Raw genomic sequence first — 20,905 nt, 5'->3', positions numbered from 1 at the left:
CCACCGATGACCGACGCCGCCGCCACGCCCGAGCCCGTTTCCGCTGAAGCGCCCTCGGCGCTTTCGAAGGACGAGCTGAACAAGCTCACGGACCTGCTGATCGAGAAGCTGAAGTCCGTCTACGACCCGGAAATCCCGGTCGACATCTATGAGCTGGGCCTGATCTACAAGGTGGACGTCAGCGACGACAAGGACGTGGCCATCGACATGACCCTGACCGCGCCGGGCTGCCCGGTGGCTGGGGAAATGCCGGGCTGGGTCCGCGACGCGGTCATGGAGATCCCGGGCCTGAAGTCCTGCAATGTCGAGCTGGTGTTCGAGCCGCCGTGGGATTCCTCGCGGATGAGCGACGAGGCCAAGCTGCAACTGAACATGTTCTGATCGGTTCAAAGCCCATGGAAACCGCGATCACCGCACGTCCCCGCCGTCCGCGCCCCAAGGTCGTCACCCTGACCGACGCCGCGGCTGCGCGCGTGAAGGAGATCATGGACCGCGCCGAAAAGCCCTACGCCGGTCTTCGCGTCGGCGTGAAGAACGGCGGCTGCGCTGGGTCTGAGTACGTCTTTGAATATGCCGAGACCCAGGACCCGATCGATGAGGTCATCGAGGAGAAGGGCGTCCGGATCCTGATCGAGCCCAAGGCCGTGCTGTTCCTGATCGGCGCCGAGATCGACTACGAGGTCACCAAGCTCTCCTCGAAGTTCGTGTTCCACAATCCGAACGAGACCGACGCCTGCGGCTGCGGCGAGAGCGTCACGATCCAGCCGGCACCGGAAGCGCTGGACTGAGGCCGTGCGGGCCTAGGGGTAAGCCCCGGTCACCCGCATGCCGACGCCGAACGCGCAGACGAACCCCAGCAGCACCTGGAAGAAGGCGAAGACCGTCGCCGGCGTTCGGCCGTTCTTGACGAGCCCGATCACCACCAAGCCCAGGGGCACTGTGCTCCAGAACAGCACCTCCAGCGCGCCGCCGACCCAGTCGGGCAGCTCGGCCGGCATCCTGCGCTCGGCGTTGTAGATCAAACCCAGCACCATCAGCGCTAGGATGGGCGCGAGCAGGATCGCCTGCAGCGAGGCCCGGGTCCAGGTCGCGCCGCGCCACTTCGCGAAGGCCACCGCCAGCAGCAGGACCACGATGTCGAACAGCAAGAGCGAGAGCATGGCGGGCTAGGCGGTCGCCGGGCCAGGCGTCGAGGCCTTGGCCTTCTTCGGCGCGTCCACCAGCACAGACGGTCGGACGGGTTCGCCACGCGCCTGGGCGATCAGTTCGTTGGTGCGGCCCTCGATGGTCGTCTCCATGAGCTTCATGAAGTCGTTCTTCTCCAGGCCCTGGGGCAGGGGCGGCAGGAACTCGACGGTCACCACGCCCGGCGTCTTCCTGGCGTCCTGCTGCTGCCAGAAGCAGCCCAGATTGGTCGCCACCGGCACCACCGGCAGGCCGAAGTCCTTGCTCATGTAGTAGACGCCAGTGCGGTAGCGGAAATGCTCGCCCGGCTTGGCCAGATGGCCCTCGGGATAGATCAGGATCCGCCGCCCCTCGGCCGCGACCTGGGCGGCGCTCTTGGACAGGGCTTCGCGCGCTTCGGGACCGCCGCAGCTGTCGACGACGATGGCGCCGAATTTCTTCAGGATCGCCCCGACCAGCGGGAACTTCTCCAGGTGGTCGCCGGTGACGAAGCTGAGGTTGTCGACATTGGCGAACATCACGAAGCCGTCGCCCCAGCTGTGGTGCTTGGCGGCGATGATGCAGGGGCCGGCGGGCAGGTTCTCCTGGCCCTTCAGCTGCACCTTGACGCCGGCGAAGGTGTCCAGCGCCCATAGCATCCGCTTGCTGTAGAGCCGCAGGGCGAAGGCCACGGGCTTGCGGCCGGGCGCCAGCGCCGCGAAGGCGGCCGAGACGCCGTAGAAGATCGACAGAACCCAGTAGTAGGCGTTGAACAGCGCGCTGCGCATTGTGTTCGATCCTTAGCGGGCGAAAAGCACGGCCTGGACGGCCGCGGTCATGAGAGGCGCGTGAGCCGACAGGGCGTCGTCGCCGAGGCGGGCATAGGCCTTGTTCTGGGCGGTCTGGGTGATGACGCCGATGGCCATGGCGGCCAGCACGCGCGGGTCGCCCGGCGGCAGTTCGGCGTCCATCATCGCTCGCTTGATCACGTTCTCGACCAGGGTGACCGGGTCGCGGCCGTCTTCCTGGTAGTAGGGCAGGAAGTGATGCAGTTGCAGCAGGTGGAACGAGAACAGCAGCCAGTCCTCGTCGGCCACCGCGCAATAGGCCTTCACGATAGCCGCGGCCTTGGCCTTGATGCCCGAGGCCGCCTCGGCCTCGTCCTCGACCAGCTTCGACAGCCGGCGGTGACAGTTCATGAACAGTCCCAGCGCGAGCTCGTCCTTGCTCTTCCAGTGGCGATAGATCGCCCCTTCGGAGACGCCAGCGCGGGCGGCGATGATCTTGGTGGTCGTCGCGTCGACGCCGTCGATGACGAAGGCCTCGAGGGCGGCGCGTTCGATGCGGGGTTTGGCGCTCATGAGTTGAGTATGCCATGGGCGCTTCGGAATGCAAGTGAGTAATCACTTACAATACGAAGATTGACCCGAACCGGCCGGGCGGCGACACACGGGCCATGGTGCAGACGGTTCTGATCTATTCGATGGGCGAGGTCATCGGCGATGGCCTGATCAAGCTGCCTTTCATCGCCGGCCTGCGCGCGGCCTTTCCGGATGCGCGCATCAGCTGGTGCGCCGCCAAGGTCGAGACCGTCTATGCCGGGGCGCTGAAGGGCGTTGTCGCCGGCTATATCGACGAGCTGATCCTGGAAGGCCGCAACGGTGCGAAATTCGCCGACGGCCTGCCGTGGAGCAAACCGTTCGGCGGCCGCAAGTTCGACCTCGTCATCGACACTCAGGAGCATATCGGCCGCAGCGGCGTCGCCCTGCGCGGTGCGAGCGGACGCTTCGTCTCGGCGGCTCGGCACGCGCGCGACAAGGATTGGCCCGTGGCGGTCACCGATCGCCTGGCGCGGCTGCTCAGCCTGGCCACGGACGGGCACGGCGCACCCCGTCCCTTGACCCTGGCCAACCTCGAGGCCGTGGCGGCCGCCGAGCTCCTGCTGCCGACCGGCCCGACCTATGTCGGCCTGGCGCCGGGCGCGGGCGGCCAGGACAAGCGCTGGCCGCTGGAGAACTATCTGGAACTGGCGCGTCGCGTCGTCGCCAACGGCTGGACCCCGGTCTTCTTCTTCGGTCCCGACGAGGCCGAGGACGCCGCCATGGCCGCGCGCGAGGTCCCGCAGGCCTTGCAGCCTGAACGCAATCGCACGGATCCGTTCGCGACCGTGAAGGGCCCGCTGCTGGTCATCGCCCTGTCCGGACGCTTGGCGGCGGGAGTCGCCAATGACGCCGGCCCCGGCCACATGCTGGCCGCCGGCGGCGCGCCGTTGCTGTCGCTGCAGCAGGACCGCCGCAAGTCGGTGAAGTTCCGCCCCGCCGCCCAGCGGCTTGAGATGCTGGTCGCGGAGGACTACGGAAGCGGCATGGGCGCCCTGCCGGTCGATGCGGCCTGGGACGCCCTCCAGAAGCTGGTGTCCGGAGCCTCCTGAATGTCCATCCTCGCGCCGATCTCGGCGGGCGAACTGGTCGACAAGATCACCATCCTGCGGGTGAAGGCCCAGCGCATCGGCGATCCGGCCAAGGAGGCCAATGTCCGCAAGGAGCTGGCGCTGCTTGAGGCCACGGCGGCCGAGTACCTGCCAGGCACTGAAGAGATCGCCCGCCTGACCGAGGAGCTGACGGCCGTCAACGCCGCTCTCTGGGACATCGAGGACGGCAAGCGCGATTGCGAACGCCGCCAGGACTTCGGCCCGGAGTTCGTGGCCCTGGCCCGTCGCGTCTATATCGACAACGACAAGCGCGCCGCCATCAAGCGCGCCATCAACGAAGCCGCCGGCTCGGAAATCGTCGAGGAGAAGAGCTACAAGCCCTACCTCGCGAAGTCAGAGAAATGACGCAAGTCATTCGCAACACTCGGGAAATGGTTGCTGGCATGACGCCGGCGCTGAAGCCTGGCGTCTATGTCTTCTGCGCCGCCGCCGACCGCGACTGGGCCGCCCTGAACCCGTTGGCCATGTTCCGCGAGGCCGAGGGCGTCAGCCTGATCCTGGAGCGTGACGCGGCCCTGGCGGCCGGTTTTCCGGTCGAGGGGGCGATGGCCCTGATCACCCTGAACGTCTATTCGGCCCTCGACGGCGTGGGCCTGACCGCCGCCGTGGCCACGGCGCTCGCCCAGGCCGGGATCGCCTGCAACATGGTCGCGGCGCTGAACCACGACCATGTCTTCGTACCGGTCGAGCGAGCCGACGAGGCGGTGGCCGTGCTCCTGGCCCTGCAGGCCTCAGCCTAGCGCCCCTTGAACGCCGCCGCGCGCTTCTGCAGGAACGCGCTCACGCCCTCGATGAAGTCCTCGGTCTTGCCGGCGATCTTCTGGGCCTTGCGCTCGGCGTGCAGCTGGCCGGTCCAGTCGGTGTCGAGGCTGTCCCAGACCAGCTTGCGGATCGTCCCCAGCGCCGCCGGTCCCTTGGCCAGCTCCAGGGCCAGGGCGTGGGCGGTCGGGATCAGTTCGACGTCGGGAACGCAGCGATTGACCAGGCCCCACTGCAGCGCCGTGGCCGCCGGGATCTTGTCGCCCAGCAGCATCATCTCCATGGCTCGCGCCTTGCCGATCAGGCGCGGCAGCAGGTAGGTCGAGCCGCCGTCGGGCACGAGGCCGATGCGCCGGAAAGCCTGCAGGAAATAGGCGCTCTCGCTGGCCACGATGATGTCGCCCATCAGCGCGATCGAGCAGCCGACGCCCGCCGCCGGACCGTTCACCGCCGTCACGATCGGCAGCGGGAAGTCGCGCAGCAGGGTCATCAGCGGATTGTAGGTGTTCTCCAGCGCCGAACCCGCGTCCGGCTTGCCGTCGACGTCCAGCTCGCGCCCGGCCGCGCCGCCGCCGGAGAGGTTGGCGCCCGAGCAGAAGCCGCGACCTTCGCCCGTCAGGATCACCGCCCGGGCTTCGATCTTGCCCGCGGCGATCGACGAGAAGGCGTGGATCAGCTCGCGGGCGATCTCCAGGCTGGCGGCGTTCAGGGTGGTGGGATCGGCGAGGGTGACGGTGGCGACGCCATCCTGGGTCGCGACACGGATCTTCTGGTAGTCCACGGCCTGGGCCTCCCGTTTGTTCATTGGGGAGAGTCTAGGCGCCTTTGCCCCTTGGGAAGGCCAGTGGAATCTTCCGAGGAAATTGGAATCTTCACAAGGAAACGCCGCCGATCTTGCGACCGGCGGCGTCCAAGGCAGGTCTTCTGCTGAAGGTCTATCAGGCGGCGTTGGCCGCGCCCGGCATGGATTCGGCGGCGGTGACGCGGTTGCGGCCGCCACGCTTGGAGCCGTAGAGCGCCGCGTCGGCGCGTTCCATGAGCGAGTGGCCGCTCTCGTTCGCCTTACGCTCGGCGAAGCCCGACGAGATGGTGATGGCGCCCAGGTCCTCGTTGGTCGAGCGACGCTTGAGCATGCGCGAGGAGACCTCGACGCGGATTTCTTCCAGGGTCATGGCCACGGTCGCGGCGGCTTCGCGCGGGAAGATCATCGCGAACTCCTCGCCGCCGTAGCGGGCGGCGAAGCGCGGCGGCGCGGCGACACGGCCGATCACCGAAGCGACGTAGCGGATGACCTGGTCGCCGGTCTGGTGACCCCAAGTGTCATTGAAGCCCTTGAAGTGGTCGATGTCGAGCACGGCCAGGCAGATCGTCGTGCCGGTGTCGTCGGCGTCGGCGCAGGCGCGGTCCAGCTCGTCGTCGAAGGCCTTGCGGTTGGCCAGGTTGGTCAGGCCGTCGGTGGTGGCGTCGCGGCGGACCTGTTCCAGGTGCTCGCGCAGGCGCTCGACCTCGGCGGTGGAGTCGGCCAGGCGCGATTCCAGCGACTGGTTTTCCTTGTGAACCCGGCGGGTGGCGTCGGCGAGGCCCGAGACCAGGGTCTTGATGGAGTCGACGTCGGTCGGACCGTCCAGGCTCTTGCTGGCGCCGGCCAGTTGCTTGCCGAAGGCGGCGTTCGACTTCTGGGCGTTCTGGATGGCCTTGGAGACGGCTTCCAGTTCCTTCGACAGGATGTCGCCGGCGTCGCGGATCTGTTCGTTCAGGCGGGCCTTGGGCAGGTAGGTGGCGGCCAGCTCTTCGCTGACCAGCTCCGTCATCGGCTCGCCCAGGGAGATCAGGCGCGTCAGCTCACGGGCCAGCGCGCCGTCGGGATCGGCCACATAGTGGGTCCACAGCTCGAAGTTCAGCGCGGTCGGCCACACCTGATGGCGTTCCATGAGTTCGAGGGCGCGCGAAGCGATCTTGTAGGCTTCGGGACCGCGCAGCGTGGTTTCGACGTCCGACATCTTCTTCTTCCCCCGTCGGTGGCTCCCCCTGCGGAAACACCGATCGCTTGGAGCGCGACCTTAAATGCGAGAGTTCTTACGAGCGGTTAAGAACGAACGCCGTTCGCTTGCGTCGTGTCGATCTCTCGACCATGGTGATCATTGATAAGCTGAGTTCCGCTGCGTAACGCGGAGCCGTGGGAGGGAGCGACAAGGCCATGAATGCACCGGTGAATCTGTCCTACGACGCGCAGAAAGCGGTGATGAACGACATCCTCCAGCGCCAAAAAGCCGCGCATCTGCGGGATGGCCCGCTGAGTGCGGGAACCCGAATCGGGTGGATTAACCGGTGCATCGATCTTCTGGTCGGTCACCAGGCCGAGATCGCCAAGGCGGTGAACGAGGACTTCGGTTCGCGCTCGCCGGAGGCGACCTCGCTGACCGACGTGGCGGGCTCGATTGGTCCGCTCAAGTTCGCGCGCGACAACCTCACCAAGTGGATGAAGCCGGAGAAGCGCAAGACGACGCCAGCGATCCTGGGTCTGTTCGGCGCCAAGGCCAGCGTGCAGTGGCAGCCCAAGGGCGTTGTCGGCGTGATCAGTCCCTGGAACTTCCCGGTCAACCTGACCTTCGCTCCGCTGGCCGGCGTGTTCGCCGCTGGGAACCGGGCGATGATCAAGCCGTCGGAATATACGCCGGCCACCTCCGAGCTCTTGAAGGCGATGTTCGCCAAGGCCTTCACGGAAGAGGAAGTCGCGGTCTTCGTCGGTGGGCCCGAGGTTGGCCAAGCCTTCGCCGGCCTGGCCTTTGACCACCTGGTCTTCACCGGGGCGACCTCGGTCGCCCGTCACGTGATGCGCGCGGCGGCCGAGAACCTGGTGCCCGTAACCCTGGAACTGGGCGGCAAGAGCCCAGTGATCCTGTCGCGTGGGGCCGACATGGCCACGGCCGCGGCGCGGATCATGAACGGCAAGACCCTGAACGCCGGCCAGATCTGCCTGGCGCCGGACTATGTCCTGGCCCCGCAAGAAGAGGTCGAGACCTTCGTCGAGGAAGCCCAGGCCGCCGTCGGCCGCTACTTCCCGACCATCAAGGACAATCCCGACTACACGGCCGTTGTCGCCCAGCGCCACTACGACCGCGTGAAGGGCTATGTCGACGACGCCCGGGCCAAGGGCGCCCGCGTGATCGAGATCAACCCGGCCGGCGAGGACCTGTCGCAGCAGGAACACCGCAAGATCGCCCCGACCCTGATCCTGGACCCCACCGACGACATGAAGGTGATGCAGGAGGAGATCTTCGGTCCCGTCCTGCCTGTGAAGACCTACAAGTCCGTCGATGAGGCCGTGGCCTATGTGAACGCCCACGACCGGCCGCTGGCGCTCTACTGGTTCGGGACCGACGAGGCCGAGAAGGACCGCGTGCTGGCCAACACCACCAGCGGCGGGGTCACGGTCAACGACGTGATCTTCCACGTCGCCCAGGAAGACCTGCCGTTCGGCGGCGTCGGCCCGGCCGGCATGGGCGCCTATCACGGCCACGACGGCTTCCGCGAATTCAGCCACCGCAAGGCGGTATTCCAGCAGCTGAAGAAGGACATCGCCCCGATGCTGGGGCTGCGCCCGCCGTACGGGGAGGGGATCCGCAAGTATCTGGCCGGGCAGATCAAACGCTGATCGGCCAAGATGGGCTGGTTCGGGACTTCGCGTCGTGCTTAAGGGGGCGCCATGAGCGCTCCCACGCCTGTACGCGTCCTCCCAGTTCGAGTTGTCCATGAACTCGAAGCCCTGCCGGAAGTCGATTTCGCCACCTTCAAGGCCCGGTTCGCCGCCGGGGAGCGCGCGCGTACGCCGACCGAGCTGACGCCGCCCAGCCATCCGGCCGCGCCGGACGTCCTGGCTGGCCCCGAGGCCGCCGCCTGGTGGGGCGGCGACATGGCCGGCCCGCCGCCGATGGTCCCGCCGCTGCTGTGCGCGGCCGGCGAGAGCTGGTGGGTGCCGGCGCACGGCGTCATCGTTGAAACGAACGGTGAGGTGTTCGACGCGGCCTCCTACGAGGTCCGTCACGGTTATCCGACCTTCCAGACGACGCCGGGTTTCTCGGGCGACCTGGATTTCACCCCGCCGGAAGATGCGCCCTATCTGGAGAGCGGCGCGGTGTTCATGCCGTGGGGCGGGCTCTTCAACTACGGCCACTACCTGCTGGACGGCCTGGGCACGCTGCGGGCCATGGAGAAGGCCGGGCTCCTGAAGGACACCCCGGTCGTGGCCCCCAAGCTGGCGCCATGGCAGCGCGAACTGATCGCCGTCTGCTTCCCGGGCCTGAAGGTGATCGAGTTCGCCGAGCCGATCGTGCGGCTGGGCCGGGTGATCTATGCCGACAGCATGAACCACTTCCTGCACCGCGTGGACGGCCTGGCGGCCGAACTCGGCGCGGAGGGAAGGGCGGCGCCGTTGCCGGCGAGCGCGCGCAAGTCCAAGCGGGTCTATTTCTCGCGGCGTGGCCAGGTGAACCGGCACATGGTCGGCGAATGGCGCTTCGAATGGGCCCTGCGTCGGCGGGGCTTCACCATCGTGCGGCCTGAAAAGCTGAGCGTCGTCGAGCAGGTCGCCCTGATGCGCGACGCCGAGGTCGTGGTCGCGCCCAGCGGCGCGGCCCTGGCCAATGTGCTGTTCATGCCAGCAGGTTCGCGGGTCGTCGAAATCCAGCCGCTGAACTTCTCCAGCCAATGGGTCCGCGGCGCCTGCCTGCAGGTCGGCGTGGAGTGGCGCGGCTATGTGTGCGCGTCACCTTGCGCGCCCGGAAAGGCCCCGCTGTGGGTCCGGGCGCACAAGGGTTTCAGGTTCGCCTATCAGCCGGACTATGAAGACCTGCTGAGGGTTGTGGACGCGGCGCTATAGGATGCCCTTGCGGCCTGGCGCCCACGGGTCGAGCGACTGCTCTTCCTCGCGCTTGACCATGCCGTAGTAGCCGGCGACCCAGATGACGGCGAAGGTCACCAAGCCGCCCCAGAAGCCGCCCGGCGTGGCGAACCAGACCGTCAGGGCGCTGATCGCCGACGCCAGGCCCAGCATGGACCAGCGCAGCAGTACGGCGAAGGCGTGATAGGTCCTCTCGTGCGCGACGAGAATGGCTTCCTTGTCGAGTTCGGGTTCGATGGCGGCCAAGTGCAGTCCTCCCATTCTTGTTGGGCGCAACCGGGCCGAAATCGGCGCGATCGAGCCGAAAACATCATCACGATAACAGCGTTCCGCGAGCCTGACCATTGGGCGGAAAGGGCGGTCGCGCCTAGACTTCGAAGCCGCCCCGCCGATTCTGGAGAAAGCGTGCGCAGTCCCCTGAAGCTGCTTCTGCCGGCGCTGATCCCGTCGTGGAACTTCTTCGACGTGATCGCCCCGTCGCCGCGCGTCGAATACGCGCTGCTGCGCACGATCGGCGACGCCTCGGGCGACTGGCGGGAGTTCCGGCCCCGGCCAGAGCGCCTGTCGCCGCTGGCCATACTGACCCGGATGGTCTGGAACCCGCGCTGGAACGAGACCTTGTTCCTGGCAAGTTGCGCCGAGCGCCTGACCGACGAGCCGACGGCGCACAGCGAGGACGAGATCTTCAAGCGGATCGCCGCCGACCTCGCTCGCGAGCCGGCCGACGAGGCCCGGCCCTGGCTCTGCTTTCGGCTGGTGTTCGTCAGTCGCGAAGGCGATGCGCTGACCCAGGAGGTGCTGTTCCAACCCGCGCCGCGTCGCCTTGCGGAGATCGCGGTCCGATGAGCCTCGAGATTGCCGCCCGCCTGACCGAGACCCTACTGGCCCTGGCGCTGATCCAGCAGAGCCTGGAGCATCTGGTGCGGTTCCGGAACGAGCAGGTGCTGTTCGGCGGGCGGATCGCGCTGTGCTTGCTGGTCGTCGCCGGCGTCGCCGCGCCGTGGCCGCTGCTCGCCCTGGCGGGCTTGTCGGTGCTGATCCTGGTCCGCTTTCAGGGGCCCTACAACGGCGGCAGCGATCGCATGGGCCTGCTGGCGCTGTGGTGCCTGACGCTCTCGCGCCTGCTACCCGCGCCGGCGTTGCAGGAGCTGGCCTTCGGCTATCTCGGCGCGCAGCTGACCCTGTCCTACGTCATCTCGGGCGGAGTGAAGATCGTGAACCCGGACTGGCGATCGGGCCGGGCGCTGGCCGATGTCTTCCAGTTCTCGGCCTATCCGGTCAGCGAGAACCTGCGCCGTTTCGCGGACCGGCCGCGCCTGCTGCTGGCCATGTCCTGGGCGGTGATGGGCTTCGAGCTGCTGTTCCCGCTGACCCTGCTATGGAAACCGGCCCTGATCGCCGGCCTGGCCGTGGCGGCGACCTTCCACCTGGCCAATGCCTGGCTGTTCGGCCTGAACCGCTTCTTCTGGACCTGGCTGGCGGTCTATCCGGCCATCCTGTGGCTGCAGGCGCGGCTGATCCACTGAGCGGACAAGCAAAAGGCGCCGAACCTTTAGGTCCGGCGCCTTCGCGATAGTCTCGATGAAAGGCCTACTTGCGCGGCGGGCGCGCCAGGAAGGCCGGGACGTCGTTGCCGAAGCCGACCACGCGACGATCGTCGTCGTCGCGATCGCGAACCGGCTGAACGCCACGGATCGGACGCTCGGGGCGCTCCGGGCGTTCGCTACGCTCGGCGCGCTCGGGACGCTCGCTGCGTTCCGTACGTTCCGGGCGCTCGCTGCGCTCCGGACGTTCAGCGCGAGCCGGGCGTTCGCTACGTTCGGCGCGTTCCGGGCGCTCGGCGCGGGCCGGACGCTCGGGACGTTCCGGACGCTCGGCCTGTTCGGCTTCGGCCGCCGGAGCGGCTTCGGCGCGGGGAGCGCGGTCACGATCACGCTCGCGGCGCGGACGGCGTTCGCGGGCGGGACGCTCCTCGGCGGCGGGCGTTTCAGCTTCAGGAGCCTCGGCGGCGGCGACGGCTTCGACCGGCGCTTCGGCGGCGGCGTCTTCCGAGCGACCACGGCCGCGGCCACGGGGGGCACGCTCGCTGCGTTCACCACCACGGTCACGATCACGACCACCGCGCTTTCGGTCCCGGTCGCCGTCGCGCTTGACGGTCACGGCGTTGGAGTAGTCGAGCTCGAGCTTCTCTTCGTCCGGGGTCGAGCCGATCAGCTTGACGACCTTGTCGAAGCCTTTGTCGTCGGCCGGGGTGACCAGCATGTAGGTCACGCCCGAGCGGCCGGCGCGGCCGGTGCGGCCGATGCGGTGGACGTAGTCGTCGGCGTGGTGCGGGACGTCGTAGTTGAAGACGTGGCTGACGGCCGGAATGTCCAGGCCACGCGCGGCGACGTCCGAGGCCACCAGGATCTTCAGCGCGCCCGAACGGAAGTCCGCCAGGGTCTTCATGCGCTGGGACTGGTCGAGGTCGCCATGGATCGGGGCGGCGTCGAAGCCGTGCACACGCAGCGACTTGGCGACGATGTCGACTTCGGTCTTGCGGTTGCAGAACACGATGCCGGTCTCGATCTGGGCCTTCTCGATCAGCGCACGCAGCGCCAGGCGCTTGGCCTTGGGATCGGAGGAGGGAACCTTGACCAGCAGCTGGGTGATGTTGGCGTTCGTCGTCGCCGGCTTGGCCACCTCGATCCGCACCGGATCCTTGAGGAACTGCTTGGTCAGGCGGGTGATTTCCGGCGGCATGGTCGCCGAGAAGAACAGCGTCTGCTTCTTCGGCGGCGTCATCTTGAAGATGCGCTCGATGTCCGGGATGAAGCCCATGTCCAGCATGCGGTCGGCTTCGTCGACGACGAGGAACTGCACGCCGGTCATCAAGAGCTTGCCGCGCTCGAAGTGGTCGAGCAGGCGGCCCGGCGTGGCGATCAGCACGTCGACGCCGCGGTCCAGCTTCTTTTCCTGGTCGCCGAACGAGACGCCGCCGATCAGCAGCGCCCACGAGAGCTTGGTGCCCTTGGCGTACTTCTCGAAGCTGGCGGCCACCTGGTCGGCCAGTTCGCGGGTCGGGGCGATGACCAGGGCGCGCGGCATGCGGGCCTTGGCGCGGCCCGACTGCAAGCGGTCGATCAGCGGCAGGGTGAAGGCGGCGGTCTTGCCGGTGCCCGTCTGGGCGATGCCGAGCACGTCCTGGCCCGCGAGGGCGACCGGAATGGCCTGGGCTTGAATGGGGGTCGCAGTCGTATAGCCGGTGTCGGCGACCGCCTGCAGGGTCGTGGGCGAGAGCCCGAGATCGGAAAATTCTGTCATTACACGCTGGTCTGATCGGAGCCGCCCGTGCTTGGGCGAGCGGGCGGCGCGGATTCGCCAGACCTGCTCCGAAGGTGGGGATAAATAGGCTCAAAGTCGGCAAAGTCAATCACCACAAGGCGATAGGGGGTATTCGGAAGATGAGTGACAACGGCTGGAAAGCCTCGGCCAAGGCCTGGATCAAGGATATGGGCGATACGGGCGACTATGGCCGCCAGTACGTGCTCGACACGCCGATGATCGAGCGCCTGCGGGGTTTGCGGGGCGGCCGGGCCTTGGATGTCGGCTGCGGGGAAGGGCGGTTCTGCCGTATTCTCAAGCGCGAGGGCTTCGATCCTGTCGGCCTCGACCCGACCGCCGAATTGCTGGAGGCCGCGCGGGCCAAGGATTCGGAGGGCGCCTATGTCGAAGGTCGCGCCGAGATGCTGGAGTTCGCCGACGCCAGTTTCGACCTCGTGGTCGCCTGCCTGTCGCTGATCGATATCGAGGCCGCCGACCAGGCGATCGCCGAGATGGCGCGCGTGATGAAGCCCGGCGGGACCCTGCTGGTCGCTAACCTGACCGGCTTTTCCAGCGCTCGCGCCAATGACGGCTGGCAGCGGAACCTGCTGGGCCGCAAGACCCACTTCGCCATCGACCACTATCTGGCGACCCGAGCGTCGTGGCAGCGCTGGCGCGGCATCGAGATCATCAACTGGCACCGTCCGCTCAAGGACTACATGCAGTGGTTCCTAGCCACGGGCCTGGTCCTGACCCATTTCGACGAGCCCGCGCCTGTCGGCGGCCCGCCGGAACGTGCTGACAGATACCGGCGCGCGCCCTGGTACGTGATCCTGGAGTGGCGCAAGCCCTGACGTCGCTCTATATCCGCCGACACATGACGATCGACCACGACTCCCGCCTAAGGCGCCTTCGTTTCCGCGCCTGGCATCGCGGCTTCCGGGAAGCGGACCTCATTCTGGGGCCGTTCGCGGACATCCATGGCCCGAACCTCACCCCTGAGCAGTTCGACACCCTGGAAACCCTGCTCGAACAGTCGGATCGCGAGATCTACGCCTGGATCGTCGGCCAGGAAGAAACGCCCGCCGCGTTCGAGACGGACGTCCTGGCGATGATCCGCGCGTTCAGGTTCGACGCGCACGCATCTCGCCCTGTCGGCGACGGCGCCTAAGACAAAGAGACTTGATGGCCTACGACGCCAAACAGATCGCCAAGGCCTCGGGAGGCCTGACCCTGGCCGGCGCGCCGGAGGGCTTCGACGCGCTGGTGATGGCCGACATCGCCCGGGCGCGGGGCGGCCTGACCGCCTTTGTCGCTCGTGACACGGCTCGCGCCGGCGCTTTCATCGATGCCCTGAAGTTCTTCGCCCCCGAGATCGAGGCGGTGCTGCTGCCCTCGTGGGACTGCCTGCCGTACGACCGCATCGGCCCGTCCTCGGGCGTTTCGGCCACGCGCATGGCGACCCTGTCGCGCCTGGCCCGGGGCCTGGGCGAGAGCAAGCCGGCCATCCTGGTCATCGCCGCGCCGGCCCTGCTGCAGCGCGTGCCGACCAAGGACGTCCTGCTGCGCGCCTCCTACAGCGCCAAGGTCGGCAATAGCGTCGATATCAAGGACCTGGAGCGCTATTTCGCCGTCAACGGCTATGCCCGCGCCTCCACCGTCTCCGAGCGCGGCGAGTTCGCGATCCGGGGCGGCGTCATCGACGTCTATCCTCCGGCGGCCGAGGAGCCGGTGCGCCTGGACCTGTTCGGCGACACGCTGGAAAGCATCCGCGCCTTCGACCCCGAGACCCAGCGCTCGACCAAGCAACTGCGCGAGATCGACCTCCTGCCGGTCAGCGAGGCCCTGCTGGACGCCGAGGGCATCTCGCGGTTCCGCAAGGGCTATGTCGCCGAGTTCGGCGCGCCGGGCGATGATCCGCTGTACGCCGCCGTCAGCGAGGGCGGCCGCCGCGCCGGTCTCGAGCACTGGCTGCCGCTGTTCTACGAGCGGATGGCGACGCTGTTCGACTATCTGCCGGCCGGCGCCCTGATCGGCGTCGACCACCAGGCCGCCGAGGCCCGCGACGAGCGCTTGGCCATGATCGCCGACGCCTATGACGCCCGCGCCAGCGCCGACCGCAAGTCCGCCTACCGCCCGTTGGCGCCCGAGGCCCTGTACCTGACCGCCGCCGAGTGGGACCGCGAGCTCGACGACCGCACGAACCGCAAGTTCACGCCGTTCCAGCCGCAGGGCCTGGATGTCGTCGACCTGGGCGCCAAGCTCGGCCGGGTGTTCGCTGCCGAGCGGGCCCAGGACAGCGTCAACCTGTTCGAGGCCACCGCCGACCACGCCAAGAAGCTGGCGGCCGACGGCAAGCGCGTGCTGTTCGCCTCGTGGTCCGAGGGCTCGTCCGAGCGCCTGGGGACCATGCTATCGGACCACGGCCTGAAGAAGGTCCCCTATGCCGGTTACTGGCAGGCGGCCAAGGCCAATGATCCCAAGACCCCGCAGCGCGTCGTGCTGCCGCTGGATCACGGCTTCGAGACCGACCAGCTGGCGGTCATCTCCGAGACCGACATCCTGGGCGACCGCCTGGCCCGCCCGCGCAAGAAGCGCCGCGCCGCCAACTTCCTGGCCGAGGCGTCCGCGCTCACGCCTGGTGACCTGGTCGTCCACATCGATCACGGCATCGGCCGCTATGAGGGCCTGAAGACCCTAGACGTCCAGGGCGCGCCGCACGACTGCCTGGACCTGATGTACGGCGGCGAGGCCAAGCTGTATCTGCCGGTCGAGAACATCGACCTTCTGACCCGCTACGGCGCCTCGGACCCCGACAGCGTCCAGCTGGACAAGCTGGGCGGCGCGGCCTGGCAGGGCCGCAAGGCGAAAGCGAAAGAGCGCCTGCGGGTCATGGCCGAGGGCCTGATCCAGATCGCCGCCGCCCGCCAACTGAAGTCCGTCGAGGAGACCGAAGCGCCCCAGGGCGTGTTCGACGAGTTCTGCGCCCGCTTCCCCTACGAGGAGACCGACGACCAGCTCAGCGCCATCCACGACGTGCTGGAGGACCTGTCGTCCGGCAAGCCGATGGACCGCCTGATCTGCGGCGACGTCGGCTTCGGCAAGACGGAAGTGGCCCTGCGCGCGGCCTTCGTGGTGGCGATGAGCGGCAAGCAGGTCGCCATCGTCTGCCCGACGACCCTACTGGCCCGCCAGCACTACAAGACCTTCAAGGAGCGCTTCCAGGGGTGGCCGATCAAGGTCACGCGCCTGTCGCGCCTGGTCACCGGCAAGGAAGCCGCCGAGGCCCGCGAAGGCCTGGCCGACGGTACGGTCGAGATCGTGGTCGGCACCCACGCGGTGCTCTCCAAACAGGTCTCGTTCAAGGACCTGGGCATGGTCATCGTCGACGAGGAGCAGCACTTCGGGGTCAAGCACAAGGAGAAGCTCAAAGAGCTTCGCGCCGACGTGCACATGCTGACCCTGACCGCCACGCCGATCCCGCGCACCCTGCAGATGGCGCTATCGGGCATCCGCGAGATGTCGATCATCGCCACCCCGCCGGTCGATCGCCTGGCGGTGCGGACCTATATCAGCCCGTTCGACCCGGTGACCTTGCGCGAGGCCCTGCTGCGCGAGAAGTATCGCGGCGGCCAGTCCTACTACGTGGTGCCGCGCATCAAGGACCTGGAGGACATCGAGAAGTTCCTCCGCACCCAGGTGCCCGAGGTGAAGTACGTCGTCGGCCACGGCCAGATGGCGGCCACCCAGCTGGAAGACGTGATGACGGCCTTCTACGAGGGCCAGTACGATGTGCTGCTGGCGACCACGATCGTCGAGAGCGGGCTCGATATTCCGTCGGCCAACACCCTGATCGTCCACCGCGCCGACATGTTTGGCCTGGCCCAGCTCTATCAGATCCGGGGCCGCGTCGGTCGGTCCAAGGCCCGCGCCTATGCCTACCTGACCACGCCGGTCGAGAAGTCGCTGACCCTGTCGGCCGAGAAGCGCCTGCAGGTGCTGCAGTCGCTGGACAGCCTGGGCGCCGGCTTCCAGCTGGCCAGCCACGACCTGGACCAGCGCGGCGGCGGCAACCTCTTGGGCGACGAGCAGAGCGGCCACATCAAGGAGATCGGCGTCGAGCTCTACCAGCAGATGCTGGAAGACGCCGTCGCCGAGCTGCGCCAGCGCCAGGGCCAGGAGGCTCTGCTGGAAGACCGGGGTTGGTCGCCGCAGATCAACACCGGCGCGGCCGTGATGATCCCGGACGAGTATGTCCCCGATCTGAACGTGCGCCTGTCGCTCTATCGCCGCCTGTCCGACGCTGAACAGGCCGCCGATCGCGAAGCCCTGGCCGCCGAGATGATCGACCGCTTCGGCCCCCTGCCGCCCGAGACCGACTCTCTGCTCAAGGTCGTCGCCATCAAGGGCCTGTGCCGCGAGGCCAATGTCGCCAAGATCGACGTCGGGCCGAAGGGCGCCGTGGCCAGCTTCCGCAACGACACCTACGCCAACCCGTTGGGGCTGATGCAGTACGTGGCCAAGAACAGCCTGATCTGGAAGGTGCGCCCCGACCAGAAGGTCGTGATCAAGGGCGAATGGGACACCCCGGCCCAGCGACTGGATGCGGCGGAGAAAATCCTGGCGGTGCTGGCCAAGCTGGCAAAGGAGTAGGGGGCTACCCAGCGACGGGGACGGGCATAGTCACCCTCTCCCCTGGGGAGAGGGTGAGCACGCGACGAGCATTCGCGTCACCTTGTCCCCGGCCTTATGCGCCGCCGTACAGTCTACCCACCTCGTCGCGAGGAAAGGGCGCATGGCCAGCGACCGTTGCGGCGGCGGGGTGTGATCGAGCGGGGCTAGGTCCGAGGGGGATACTCGGACGGTCCGGGGACCTGGTTGCTGGCCAGGCCCGCCCGCCGTCGGCGTGGTTGAAGGCAAAAGGGCATGTCTTGGCCTGGAGTGGCCCGCCCTCTTCGACCGCTGGGAACTTCCGGAAACGGAAGCTCCCGGGTCCCGGTAAGGCCTGAACAGGGCCACCCGACGGGACGCTGGCGGATAACGGTCGCGCGGAGCGTCTGGCTTCGTCGAAACGGTACTAACTCAAACACACTCCGGACGTTGTCCGGCGCTCCGCATCCCTTTCCAGAACTTCAGCGATCTCCCGCGTGAAGCGGCGGAGTTGCGCCTCAGTCCGCCCAGTACGCCACGTGGATGTGCATGCGGCCGATGTCCTTGCCCTGGAAGATCAGGCCGTTGGGACCGAGGTGAACATGCTTGTCGAGGTCGTCGCGATGCAGCTCGACGGTCTCGCCATTGCAGGTGTCGGTCAGGCGGATGATGTCCGGCACGGACGTGGCGTCGGGGGCCAGGGCCGAGAAACCTTCGGGGGTCAGGATGCCGAACTGGCGCCACTTCTTGGGCTTGGCCTGCTTGCCGTTCCAGTTCTCGCCCAGGCGCGCGCTGGCGATGTGCTGGACCGGGATGTCGGTGATGCCCACCAGATTGTCGCGACGCCATTGCTGATAGAACCAACTGTCGACGCTGCCCGCCGAGCAGAAGTTCTCGTTGACGATGTTGGGCCAGTTGTCTCGGATCGCCGTGGCGCGGACGTTGAACAGCTGGAAGTAGCCGTTGGGCTGCGAGTTGGTCTTCTCGGTTTCCTTGCCCTCGACCTTCTGGCTGTCGATCCGCTTGGTGAAATACAGGCACCCCGGGTTCCACGAGTGGGACATGAAGATCTCGTAGAAGCCCTCGTGCATGACGATGTCGGCGTCGGTGAAGACCACCCAGTCGGCGTCCTTGAGGACCTTCAGGCCGTCATTGAGCATCTTGCCCTTGTTGAAGGCGTGATCGTCCTCGAAGCAGCGGTCCGAGATCACCAGGGTCGCGCCGTTCTCCTTGACCACGTCCTGGGTGCGCTGGTCGTCGCTGGAGGTCACGACGATGATCTCGTCGAACTCGCGCATGTTGGCCGGCAGGGTCAGGGCCAGGTCGTCGCCATAGCCGACCGAGGTCAGGACGCAGACCAGCTTGCGCGGCTTGGTCGAGTTGTGACCGATCCCGACGCGGCGGCCGGAGCTGGCGTCGCCGACATAGTTGTCGCGCGTCTCGACCTGGCGCTTCTGCATGTGCAGCTCGGGGTCGAACATCTCGTAGGCGCGCTTGCGGATCGCCGGGCTGCCCAGCTTCTTCAGGATCGCCTTGTGCTCGGCCGAGATGATGTCGCGGTCCAGCAGGTCCAGCTGCGAAGGCCCCGGCTGGGCCAGGCCGCAATAGTTGCAGAGGTCCAGCTGGTCCTTGAAATCTTCCGGCGTGCGCTGCCACCAACCGTGCTCGACCGGCCAGGCGTGCTCGCCGTTGAAATAGAGGCGGTCGATGGCGCCGGCCACCTCGCAGAAATAGGCGCCCTTGTCGTTGATCGTCGCCGACCAGAGCTTCTGCACCCAGCAATTGTCGCGGTTGTACTCCCACTCGGCGTCCGACATGCCCGTCGCGCCCGTATAGTCCTTGCGGCTGATCAGCAGCGCCTGGTGCTGGCCCGCGGTCTCGTGGGTGTTGGTGTTGAAGTGGCTGTAGACCTCCATGATGGTCTCGTAGTTCTTGTAGAACCCGTTCCCCAGGCTGGTCCAAAGCCCCCGGCCGTTCGAGCGGTCGAACAGGCGCTGGGTGGCGAAGTCGTTGAAGTCCTTGATCGGGAACTTGCCGTTGCTGGTGTTGGGTCCACCCCACAGCTCGGCGAAACGGCGCGAGATCTGCTCGAAATTGCCGTGCAGGGTAGGCTCGCCGGCGATGACGCCGATCACCTTGTTGGGGGCGTTCCAGCCTTCCATGCTCTTCACCGAGCGCTCGAAGACCTCGACCGCCATGTCGGCGCGCTGCGTCTGGTGCGGGATCAGGCGCGTGCAGTTCGAGCAGGCCAGGTGGCACTTGGTGCTGATGTCGATCTGGACGATGTCCATGTCGGCGGGCGAGCGCATCGGGTTCTCCGTTCCGGTCGCGGCCGATTCGAGGCGCGATGGTTAACAGGCAAGATGCCTTTGTTAACCACGGCGGTCGATAACACCGATCGCCGCACCCACGGTTTACAGCGTCAGTTCGTACAGCCGCCGGTCCCTGCGCTCGCCGTCGCGATGCACAGCGCCCTTCAGATAGCCCTCGGCCTTGAAGCCCAGTCGCTGCAGCAGGCGCTCGGACCGGTTGTCGCCGACATGGGTGCTGGCGACGATGCTCTTGAGGCCATCGCCCGCCGCTTGGGCGAGGAGGGCGCGGACGGCCTCCGAACCAAAGCCCTGGCCCCAGCCCTTGCGGTCGACGACGAAACGGATCTCGGCGCGGTCGTGGCGCTTGTCGATGTCGATGAACTCGCAATAGCCGAGGAAGACGCCGCTGGTCGTATGGCGGATCGTCCAGTAGGCGGCGTCGCCGGCGGCCATCTCGTCCACCTGGGCGGCGACGCTGCTGGCGACCTCGTCAGGATCCTCGATCGGCTCCTGGTCCAGGTTCGACATCACCTCCGCATCGCTGAGGAACGGATAGATCAGGGGCGCGTCGTCGACCGTCAGGGGCGTGAGGGTCAGGCGTTCGGTCTCGAGGATCATGCGGTCCTGAAGCTTGGCTTGGGGGCTTGCGCTTGGGAGAGCGCTTCCCAGCTATGGCGCGGAGCCGCCGCTAGTGGTAGAGGGGCCGCTTCGTTTTTCGCGCGGCATTTCGCCCGCGCCCGGATCGAGAACAACTTCGTCATGCTCATCGGCGTTTTGCTGGCTATCAATATCATCGTCTGCCTCGGTCTGATCGGGGTCGTCCTGCTGCAACGCTCCGAAGGCGGCGCGCTGGGCATGGGCGGCGGCAACAGCGGCTTCATGACCGCTCGCGGCGCTGGCGATCTGCTGACCCGCATCACCTGGATCCTGTTCTCGATCTTCCTCGTCATCAGCCTGGCGCTGGCCCTGCTGACCGGCCGCGCCAACACCGGCGGCTCGGTGGCCGATCAGGTCAAGGGCCTGGACACCAAGTCCCTGAACGTCGCTCCGGCCCCGGTGGCTCCCACGCCCGGTTCGGTGAACTCGCTGCCGTCGACCGCCCAGCCGGGCGCGATCCAGGCGCCGACGCCGCAGCTGAACACCCCGGCTCCGGCCGCGACCCAGCCCGCGCTGCTGGCGCCGACCGAGCCCGCCAAGAAGCCGGCGACGGCTCCGAAAGCGGCGCCCAAGCCGGCCGCAACGGCCCCCGCGGCCGCCTCGACCCCGACGGTCGCGGCCCCGCCGGCGGACCAGCCCAAGCAATAACCGTCCCAAGACGGACTTCTC

22 protein-coding genes and 1 pseudogene are annotated in these 20,905 nt (G+C 67.4%); 14 read left to right on the top strand and 9 right to left on the bottom strand.

All coding sequences use genetic code 11. The features are described from left to right. Window positions 1-6: 6 nt before the first annotated feature. A complete protein-coding gene (locus AC07NN_RS08680) occupies window positions 7-381 on the top strand; it encodes an SUF system Fe-S cluster assembly protein (RefSeq protein ID WP_494639615.1) in 375 nt (124 codons plus the stop codon). Between the two features lie 14 nt (window positions 382-395). Continuing rightward, window positions 396-788 carry a HesB/IscA family protein gene (locus AC07NN_RS08675; protein WP_494639613.1) on the top strand — a complete coding sequence of 131 codons (393 nt, stop codon included), beginning with the start codon at window positions 396-398 and terminating at the stop codon, window positions 786-788. A gap of 12 nt (window positions 789-800) precedes the next feature. Here the strand turns inward: AC07NN_RS08675 and AC07NN_RS08670 are convergent, their stop codons facing one another. Genes AC07NN_RS08670 through AC07NN_RS08660 form a run of 3 tightly spaced genes read right to left on the bottom strand, consistent with a single transcriptional unit; the run spans window position 801 to window position 2,525 of the window. After that, window positions 801-1,160, bottom strand: a complete 360-nt coding sequence (locus tag AC07NN_RS08670) for a hypothetical protein (RefSeq protein WP_494639611.1) — start codon at window positions 1,158-1,160, stop codon at window positions 801-803. 6 nt (window positions 1,161-1,166) lie between these two features. Continuing rightward, entirely contained in the window at window positions 1,167-1,952 is a 786-nt protein-coding gene (locus AC07NN_RS08665) for a lysophospholipid acyltransferase family protein (RefSeq protein ID WP_494639609.1), read from the bottom strand. Between the two features lie 12 nt (window positions 1,953-1,964). Further along, on the bottom strand, window positions 1,965-2,525 hold the full coding sequence (locus tag AC07NN_RS08660) for a TetR/AcrR family transcriptional regulator (RefSeq protein WP_494639606.1): 561 nt from the start codon (window positions 2,523-2,525) through the stop codon (window positions 1,965-1,967). 95 nt (window positions 2,526-2,620) lie between these two features. Between AC07NN_RS08660 and AC07NN_RS08655 the strand changes: the two genes are divergently transcribed. The 3 genes from AC07NN_RS08655 to AC07NN_RS08645 are packed head-to-tail and all read left to right on the top strand — an operon-like array spanning window position 2,621 to window position 4,395. After that, a complete protein-coding gene (locus AC07NN_RS08655) occupies window positions 2,621-3,595 on the top strand; it encodes a glycosyltransferase family 9 protein (protein ID WP_494639604.1) in 975 nt (324 codons plus the stop codon). Further along, on the top strand, window positions 3,596-4,000 hold the full coding sequence (locus tag AC07NN_RS08650; RefSeq protein ID WP_494639602.1) for a DUF6165 family protein: 405 nt from the start codon (window positions 3,596-3,598) through the stop codon (window positions 3,998-4,000). It abuts the gene before it with no gap. Next, entirely contained in the window at window positions 3,997-4,395 is a 399-nt protein-coding gene (locus tag AC07NN_RS08645; protein WP_494639600.1) for an ACT domain-containing protein, read from the top strand. The genes AC07NN_RS08650 and AC07NN_RS08645 overlap by 4 nt, the downstream gene beginning before the upstream one ends. Here AC07NN_RS08645 and AC07NN_RS08640 read toward each other — a convergent pair. Continuing rightward, on the bottom strand, window positions 4,392-5,195 hold the full coding sequence (locus AC07NN_RS08640; protein WP_494640051.1) for an enoyl-CoA hydratase/isomerase: 804 nt from the start codon (window positions 5,193-5,195) through the stop codon (window positions 4,392-4,394). The genes AC07NN_RS08645 and AC07NN_RS08640 overlap by 4 nt on opposite strands. Before the next feature lie 157 nt (window positions 5,196-5,352). Next, complete coding sequence (locus AC07NN_RS08635; protein WP_494639598.1) at window positions 5,353-6,414, bottom strand: GGDEF domain-containing protein; 1,062 nt, start codon at window positions 6,412-6,414, stop codon at window positions 5,353-5,355. A gap of 197 nt (window positions 6,415-6,611) precedes the next feature. Here AC07NN_RS08635 and AC07NN_RS08630 point away from each other — a divergent pair, with 197 nt between their 5' ends. Both AC07NN_RS08630 and AC07NN_RS08625 read left to right on the top strand, forming a co-directional pair. Then, window positions 6,612-8,069 (top strand): coniferyl aldehyde dehydrogenase, encoded by a 1,458-nt coding sequence (locus AC07NN_RS08630; protein WP_494639596.1) that lies wholly within the window; start codon window positions 6,612-6,614, stop codon window positions 8,067-8,069. 51 nt (window positions 8,070-8,120) lie between these two features. Next, window positions 8,121-9,293 (top strand): glycosyltransferase family 61 protein, encoded by a 1,173-nt coding sequence (locus tag AC07NN_RS08625; RefSeq protein ID WP_494639594.1) that lies wholly within the window; start codon window positions 8,121-8,123, stop codon window positions 9,291-9,293. On the opposite strand, the gene AC07NN_RS08620 is transcribed toward AC07NN_RS08625, so the two are convergent. Further along, window positions 9,288-9,560, bottom strand: coding sequence for a hypothetical protein (locus AC07NN_RS08620; RefSeq protein ID WP_494639592.1), 273 nt, complete (start codon window positions 9,558-9,560; stop codon window positions 9,288-9,290). The two genes, AC07NN_RS08625 and AC07NN_RS08620, sit on opposite strands and share 6 nt — an antisense overlap. A gap of 159 nt (window positions 9,561-9,719) precedes the next feature. Between AC07NN_RS08620 and AC07NN_RS08615 the strand changes: the two genes are divergently transcribed. Together AC07NN_RS08615 and AC07NN_RS08610 are read left to right on the top strand one after the other, a co-directional pair. Further along, window positions 9,720-10,160 carry a hypothetical protein gene (locus tag AC07NN_RS08615; protein ID WP_494639590.1) on the top strand — a complete coding sequence of 147 codons (441 nt, stop codon included), beginning with the start codon at window positions 9,720-9,722 and terminating at the stop codon, window positions 10,158-10,160. Continuing rightward, window positions 10,058-10,840, top strand: coding sequence for an HTTM domain-containing protein (locus AC07NN_RS08610; RefSeq protein WP_494640049.1), 783 nt, complete (start codon window positions 10,058-10,060; stop codon window positions 10,838-10,840). The genes AC07NN_RS08615 and AC07NN_RS08610 overlap by 103 nt, the downstream gene beginning before the upstream one ends. A gap of 64 nt (window positions 10,841-10,904) precedes the next feature. Here AC07NN_RS08610 and AC07NN_RS08605 read toward each other — a convergent pair whose 3' ends face one another. After that, on the bottom strand, window positions 10,905-12,617 hold the full coding sequence (locus tag AC07NN_RS08605; RefSeq protein ID WP_494639588.1) for a DEAD/DEAH box helicase: 1,713 nt from the start codon (window positions 12,615-12,617) through the stop codon (window positions 10,905-10,907). A 122-nt stretch (window positions 12,618-12,739) separates the two neighbouring features. Between AC07NN_RS08605 and AC07NN_RS08600 the strand changes: the two genes are divergently transcribed. From AC07NN_RS08600 to AC07NN_RS08585, 4 genes and pseudogenes are all read left to right on the top strand, one after another. Continuing rightward, entirely contained in the window at window positions 12,740-13,471 is a 732-nt protein-coding gene (locus AC07NN_RS08600) for a class I SAM-dependent methyltransferase (protein ID WP_494640047.1), read from the top strand. Window positions 13,472-13,494: 23 nt separating this feature from the next. After that, complete coding sequence (locus tag AC07NN_RS08595) at window positions 13,495-13,788, top strand: FAD assembly factor SdhE (protein ID WP_494640045.1); 294 nt, start codon at window positions 13,495-13,497, stop codon at window positions 13,786-13,788. Between the two features lie 14 nt (window positions 13,789-13,802). Next, window positions 13,803-17,270: a transcription-repair coupling factor gene (gene mfd, locus AC07NN_RS08590; protein WP_494639585.1), complete on the top strand. Its 3,468-nt coding sequence runs from the start codon at window positions 13,803-13,805 to the stop codon at window positions 17,268-17,270. A 96-nt stretch (window positions 17,271-17,366) separates the two neighbouring features. Next, a pseudogene (locus tag AC07NN_RS08585) lies at window positions 17,367-17,619 on the top strand (hypothetical protein). 166 nt (window positions 17,620-17,785) lie between these two features. Here the strand turns inward: AC07NN_RS08585 and AC07NN_RS08580 are convergent. Both AC07NN_RS08580 and AC07NN_RS08575 read right to left on the bottom strand, forming a co-directional pair. Further along, window positions 17,786-19,576: a hypothetical protein gene (locus tag AC07NN_RS08580; protein ID WP_494639583.1), complete on the bottom strand. Its 1,791-nt coding sequence runs from the start codon at window positions 19,574-19,576 to the stop codon at window positions 17,786-17,788. 105 nt (window positions 19,577-19,681) lie between these two features. Then, the gene (locus tag AC07NN_RS08575) at window positions 19,682-20,197 is read right to left on the bottom strand and encodes a GNAT family N-acetyltransferase (RefSeq protein ID WP_494639581.1); all 516 of its coding nucleotides are present in this window, start codon (window positions 20,195-20,197) and stop codon (window positions 19,682-19,684) included. Window positions 20,198-20,338: 141 nt separating this feature from the next. Here AC07NN_RS08575 and secG point away from each other — a divergent pair, with 141 nt between their 5' ends. After that, window positions 20,339-20,884, top strand: a complete 546-nt coding sequence (gene secG / locus AC07NN_RS08570) for a preprotein translocase subunit SecG (RefSeq protein WP_494639579.1) — start codon at window positions 20,339-20,341, stop codon at window positions 20,882-20,884. Window positions 20,885-20,905: the final 21 nt, after the last annotated feature.

The organism is Caulobacter sp. GW821-FHT09H08 (assembly GCF_059415885.1).
The sequence above is the reverse complement of the archived record's forward strand: the minus strand, read 5'-3'. Positions and strand labels throughout refer to the sequence as shown.

Bases quoted from the DNA above. Each gene is read 5' to 3' on its own strand.
- AC07NN_RS08680 (WP_494639615.1), top strand. From the start codon at position 7: ATGACCGACGCCGCCGCCACGCCCGAGCCCGTTTCCGCTGAAGCGCCC.
- AC07NN_RS08675 (WP_494639613.1), top strand. From the start codon at position 396: ATGGAAACCGCGATCACCGCACGTCCCCGCCGTCCGCGCCCCAAGGTC.
- AC07NN_RS08670 (WP_494639611.1), bottom strand. From the start codon at position 1,160: ATGCTCTCGCTCTTGCTGTTCGACATCGTGGTCCTGCTGCTGGCGGTG.
- AC07NN_RS08665 (WP_494639609.1), bottom strand. From the start codon at position 1,952: ATGCGCAGCGCGCTGTTCAACGCCTACTACTGGGTTCTGTCGATCTTC.
- AC07NN_RS08660 (WP_494639606.1), bottom strand. From the start codon at position 2,525: ATGAGCGCCAAACCCCGCATCGAACGCGCCGCCCTCGAGGCCTTCGTC.
- AC07NN_RS08655 (WP_494639604.1), top strand. From the start codon at position 2,621: ATGGTGCAGACGGTTCTGATCTATTCGATGGGCGAGGTCATCGGCGAT.
- AC07NN_RS08650 (WP_494639602.1), top strand. From the start codon at position 3,596: ATGTCCATCCTCGCGCCGATCTCGGCGGGCGAACTGGTCGACAAGATC.
- AC07NN_RS08645 (WP_494639600.1), top strand. From the start codon at position 3,997: ATGACGCAAGTCATTCGCAACACTCGGGAAATGGTTGCTGGCATGACG.
- AC07NN_RS08635 (WP_494639598.1), bottom strand. From the start codon at position 6,414: ATGTCGGACGTCGAAACCACGCTGCGCGGTCCCGAAGCCTACAAGATC.
- AC07NN_RS08630 (WP_494639596.1), top strand. From the start codon at position 6,612: ATGAATGCACCGGTGAATCTGTCCTACGACGCGCAGAAAGCGGTGATG.
- AC07NN_RS08625 (WP_494639594.1), top strand. From the start codon at position 8,121: ATGAGCGCTCCCACGCCTGTACGCGTCCTCCCAGTTCGAGTTGTCCAT.
- AC07NN_RS08605 (WP_494639588.1), bottom strand. From the start codon at position 12,617: ATGACAGAATTTTCCGATCTCGGGCTCTCGCCCACGACCCTGCAGGCG.
- AC07NN_RS08595 (WP_494640045.1), top strand. From the start codon at position 13,495: ATGACGATCGACCACGACTCCCGCCTAAGGCGCCTTCGTTTCCGCGCC.
- mfd (WP_494639585.1), top strand. From the start codon at position 13,803: ATGGCCTACGACGCCAAACAGATCGCCAAGGCCTCGGGAGGCCTGACC.
- AC07NN_RS08580 (WP_494639583.1), bottom strand. From the start codon at position 19,576: ATGCGCTCGCCCGCCGACATGGACATCGTCCAGATCGACATCAGCACC.
- AC07NN_RS08575 (WP_494639581.1), bottom strand. From the start codon at position 20,197: ATGATCCTCGAGACCGAACGCCTGACCCTCACGCCCCTGACGGTCGAC.
- secG (WP_494639579.1), top strand. From the start codon at position 20,339: ATGCTCATCGGCGTTTTGCTGGCTATCAATATCATCGTCTGCCTCGGT.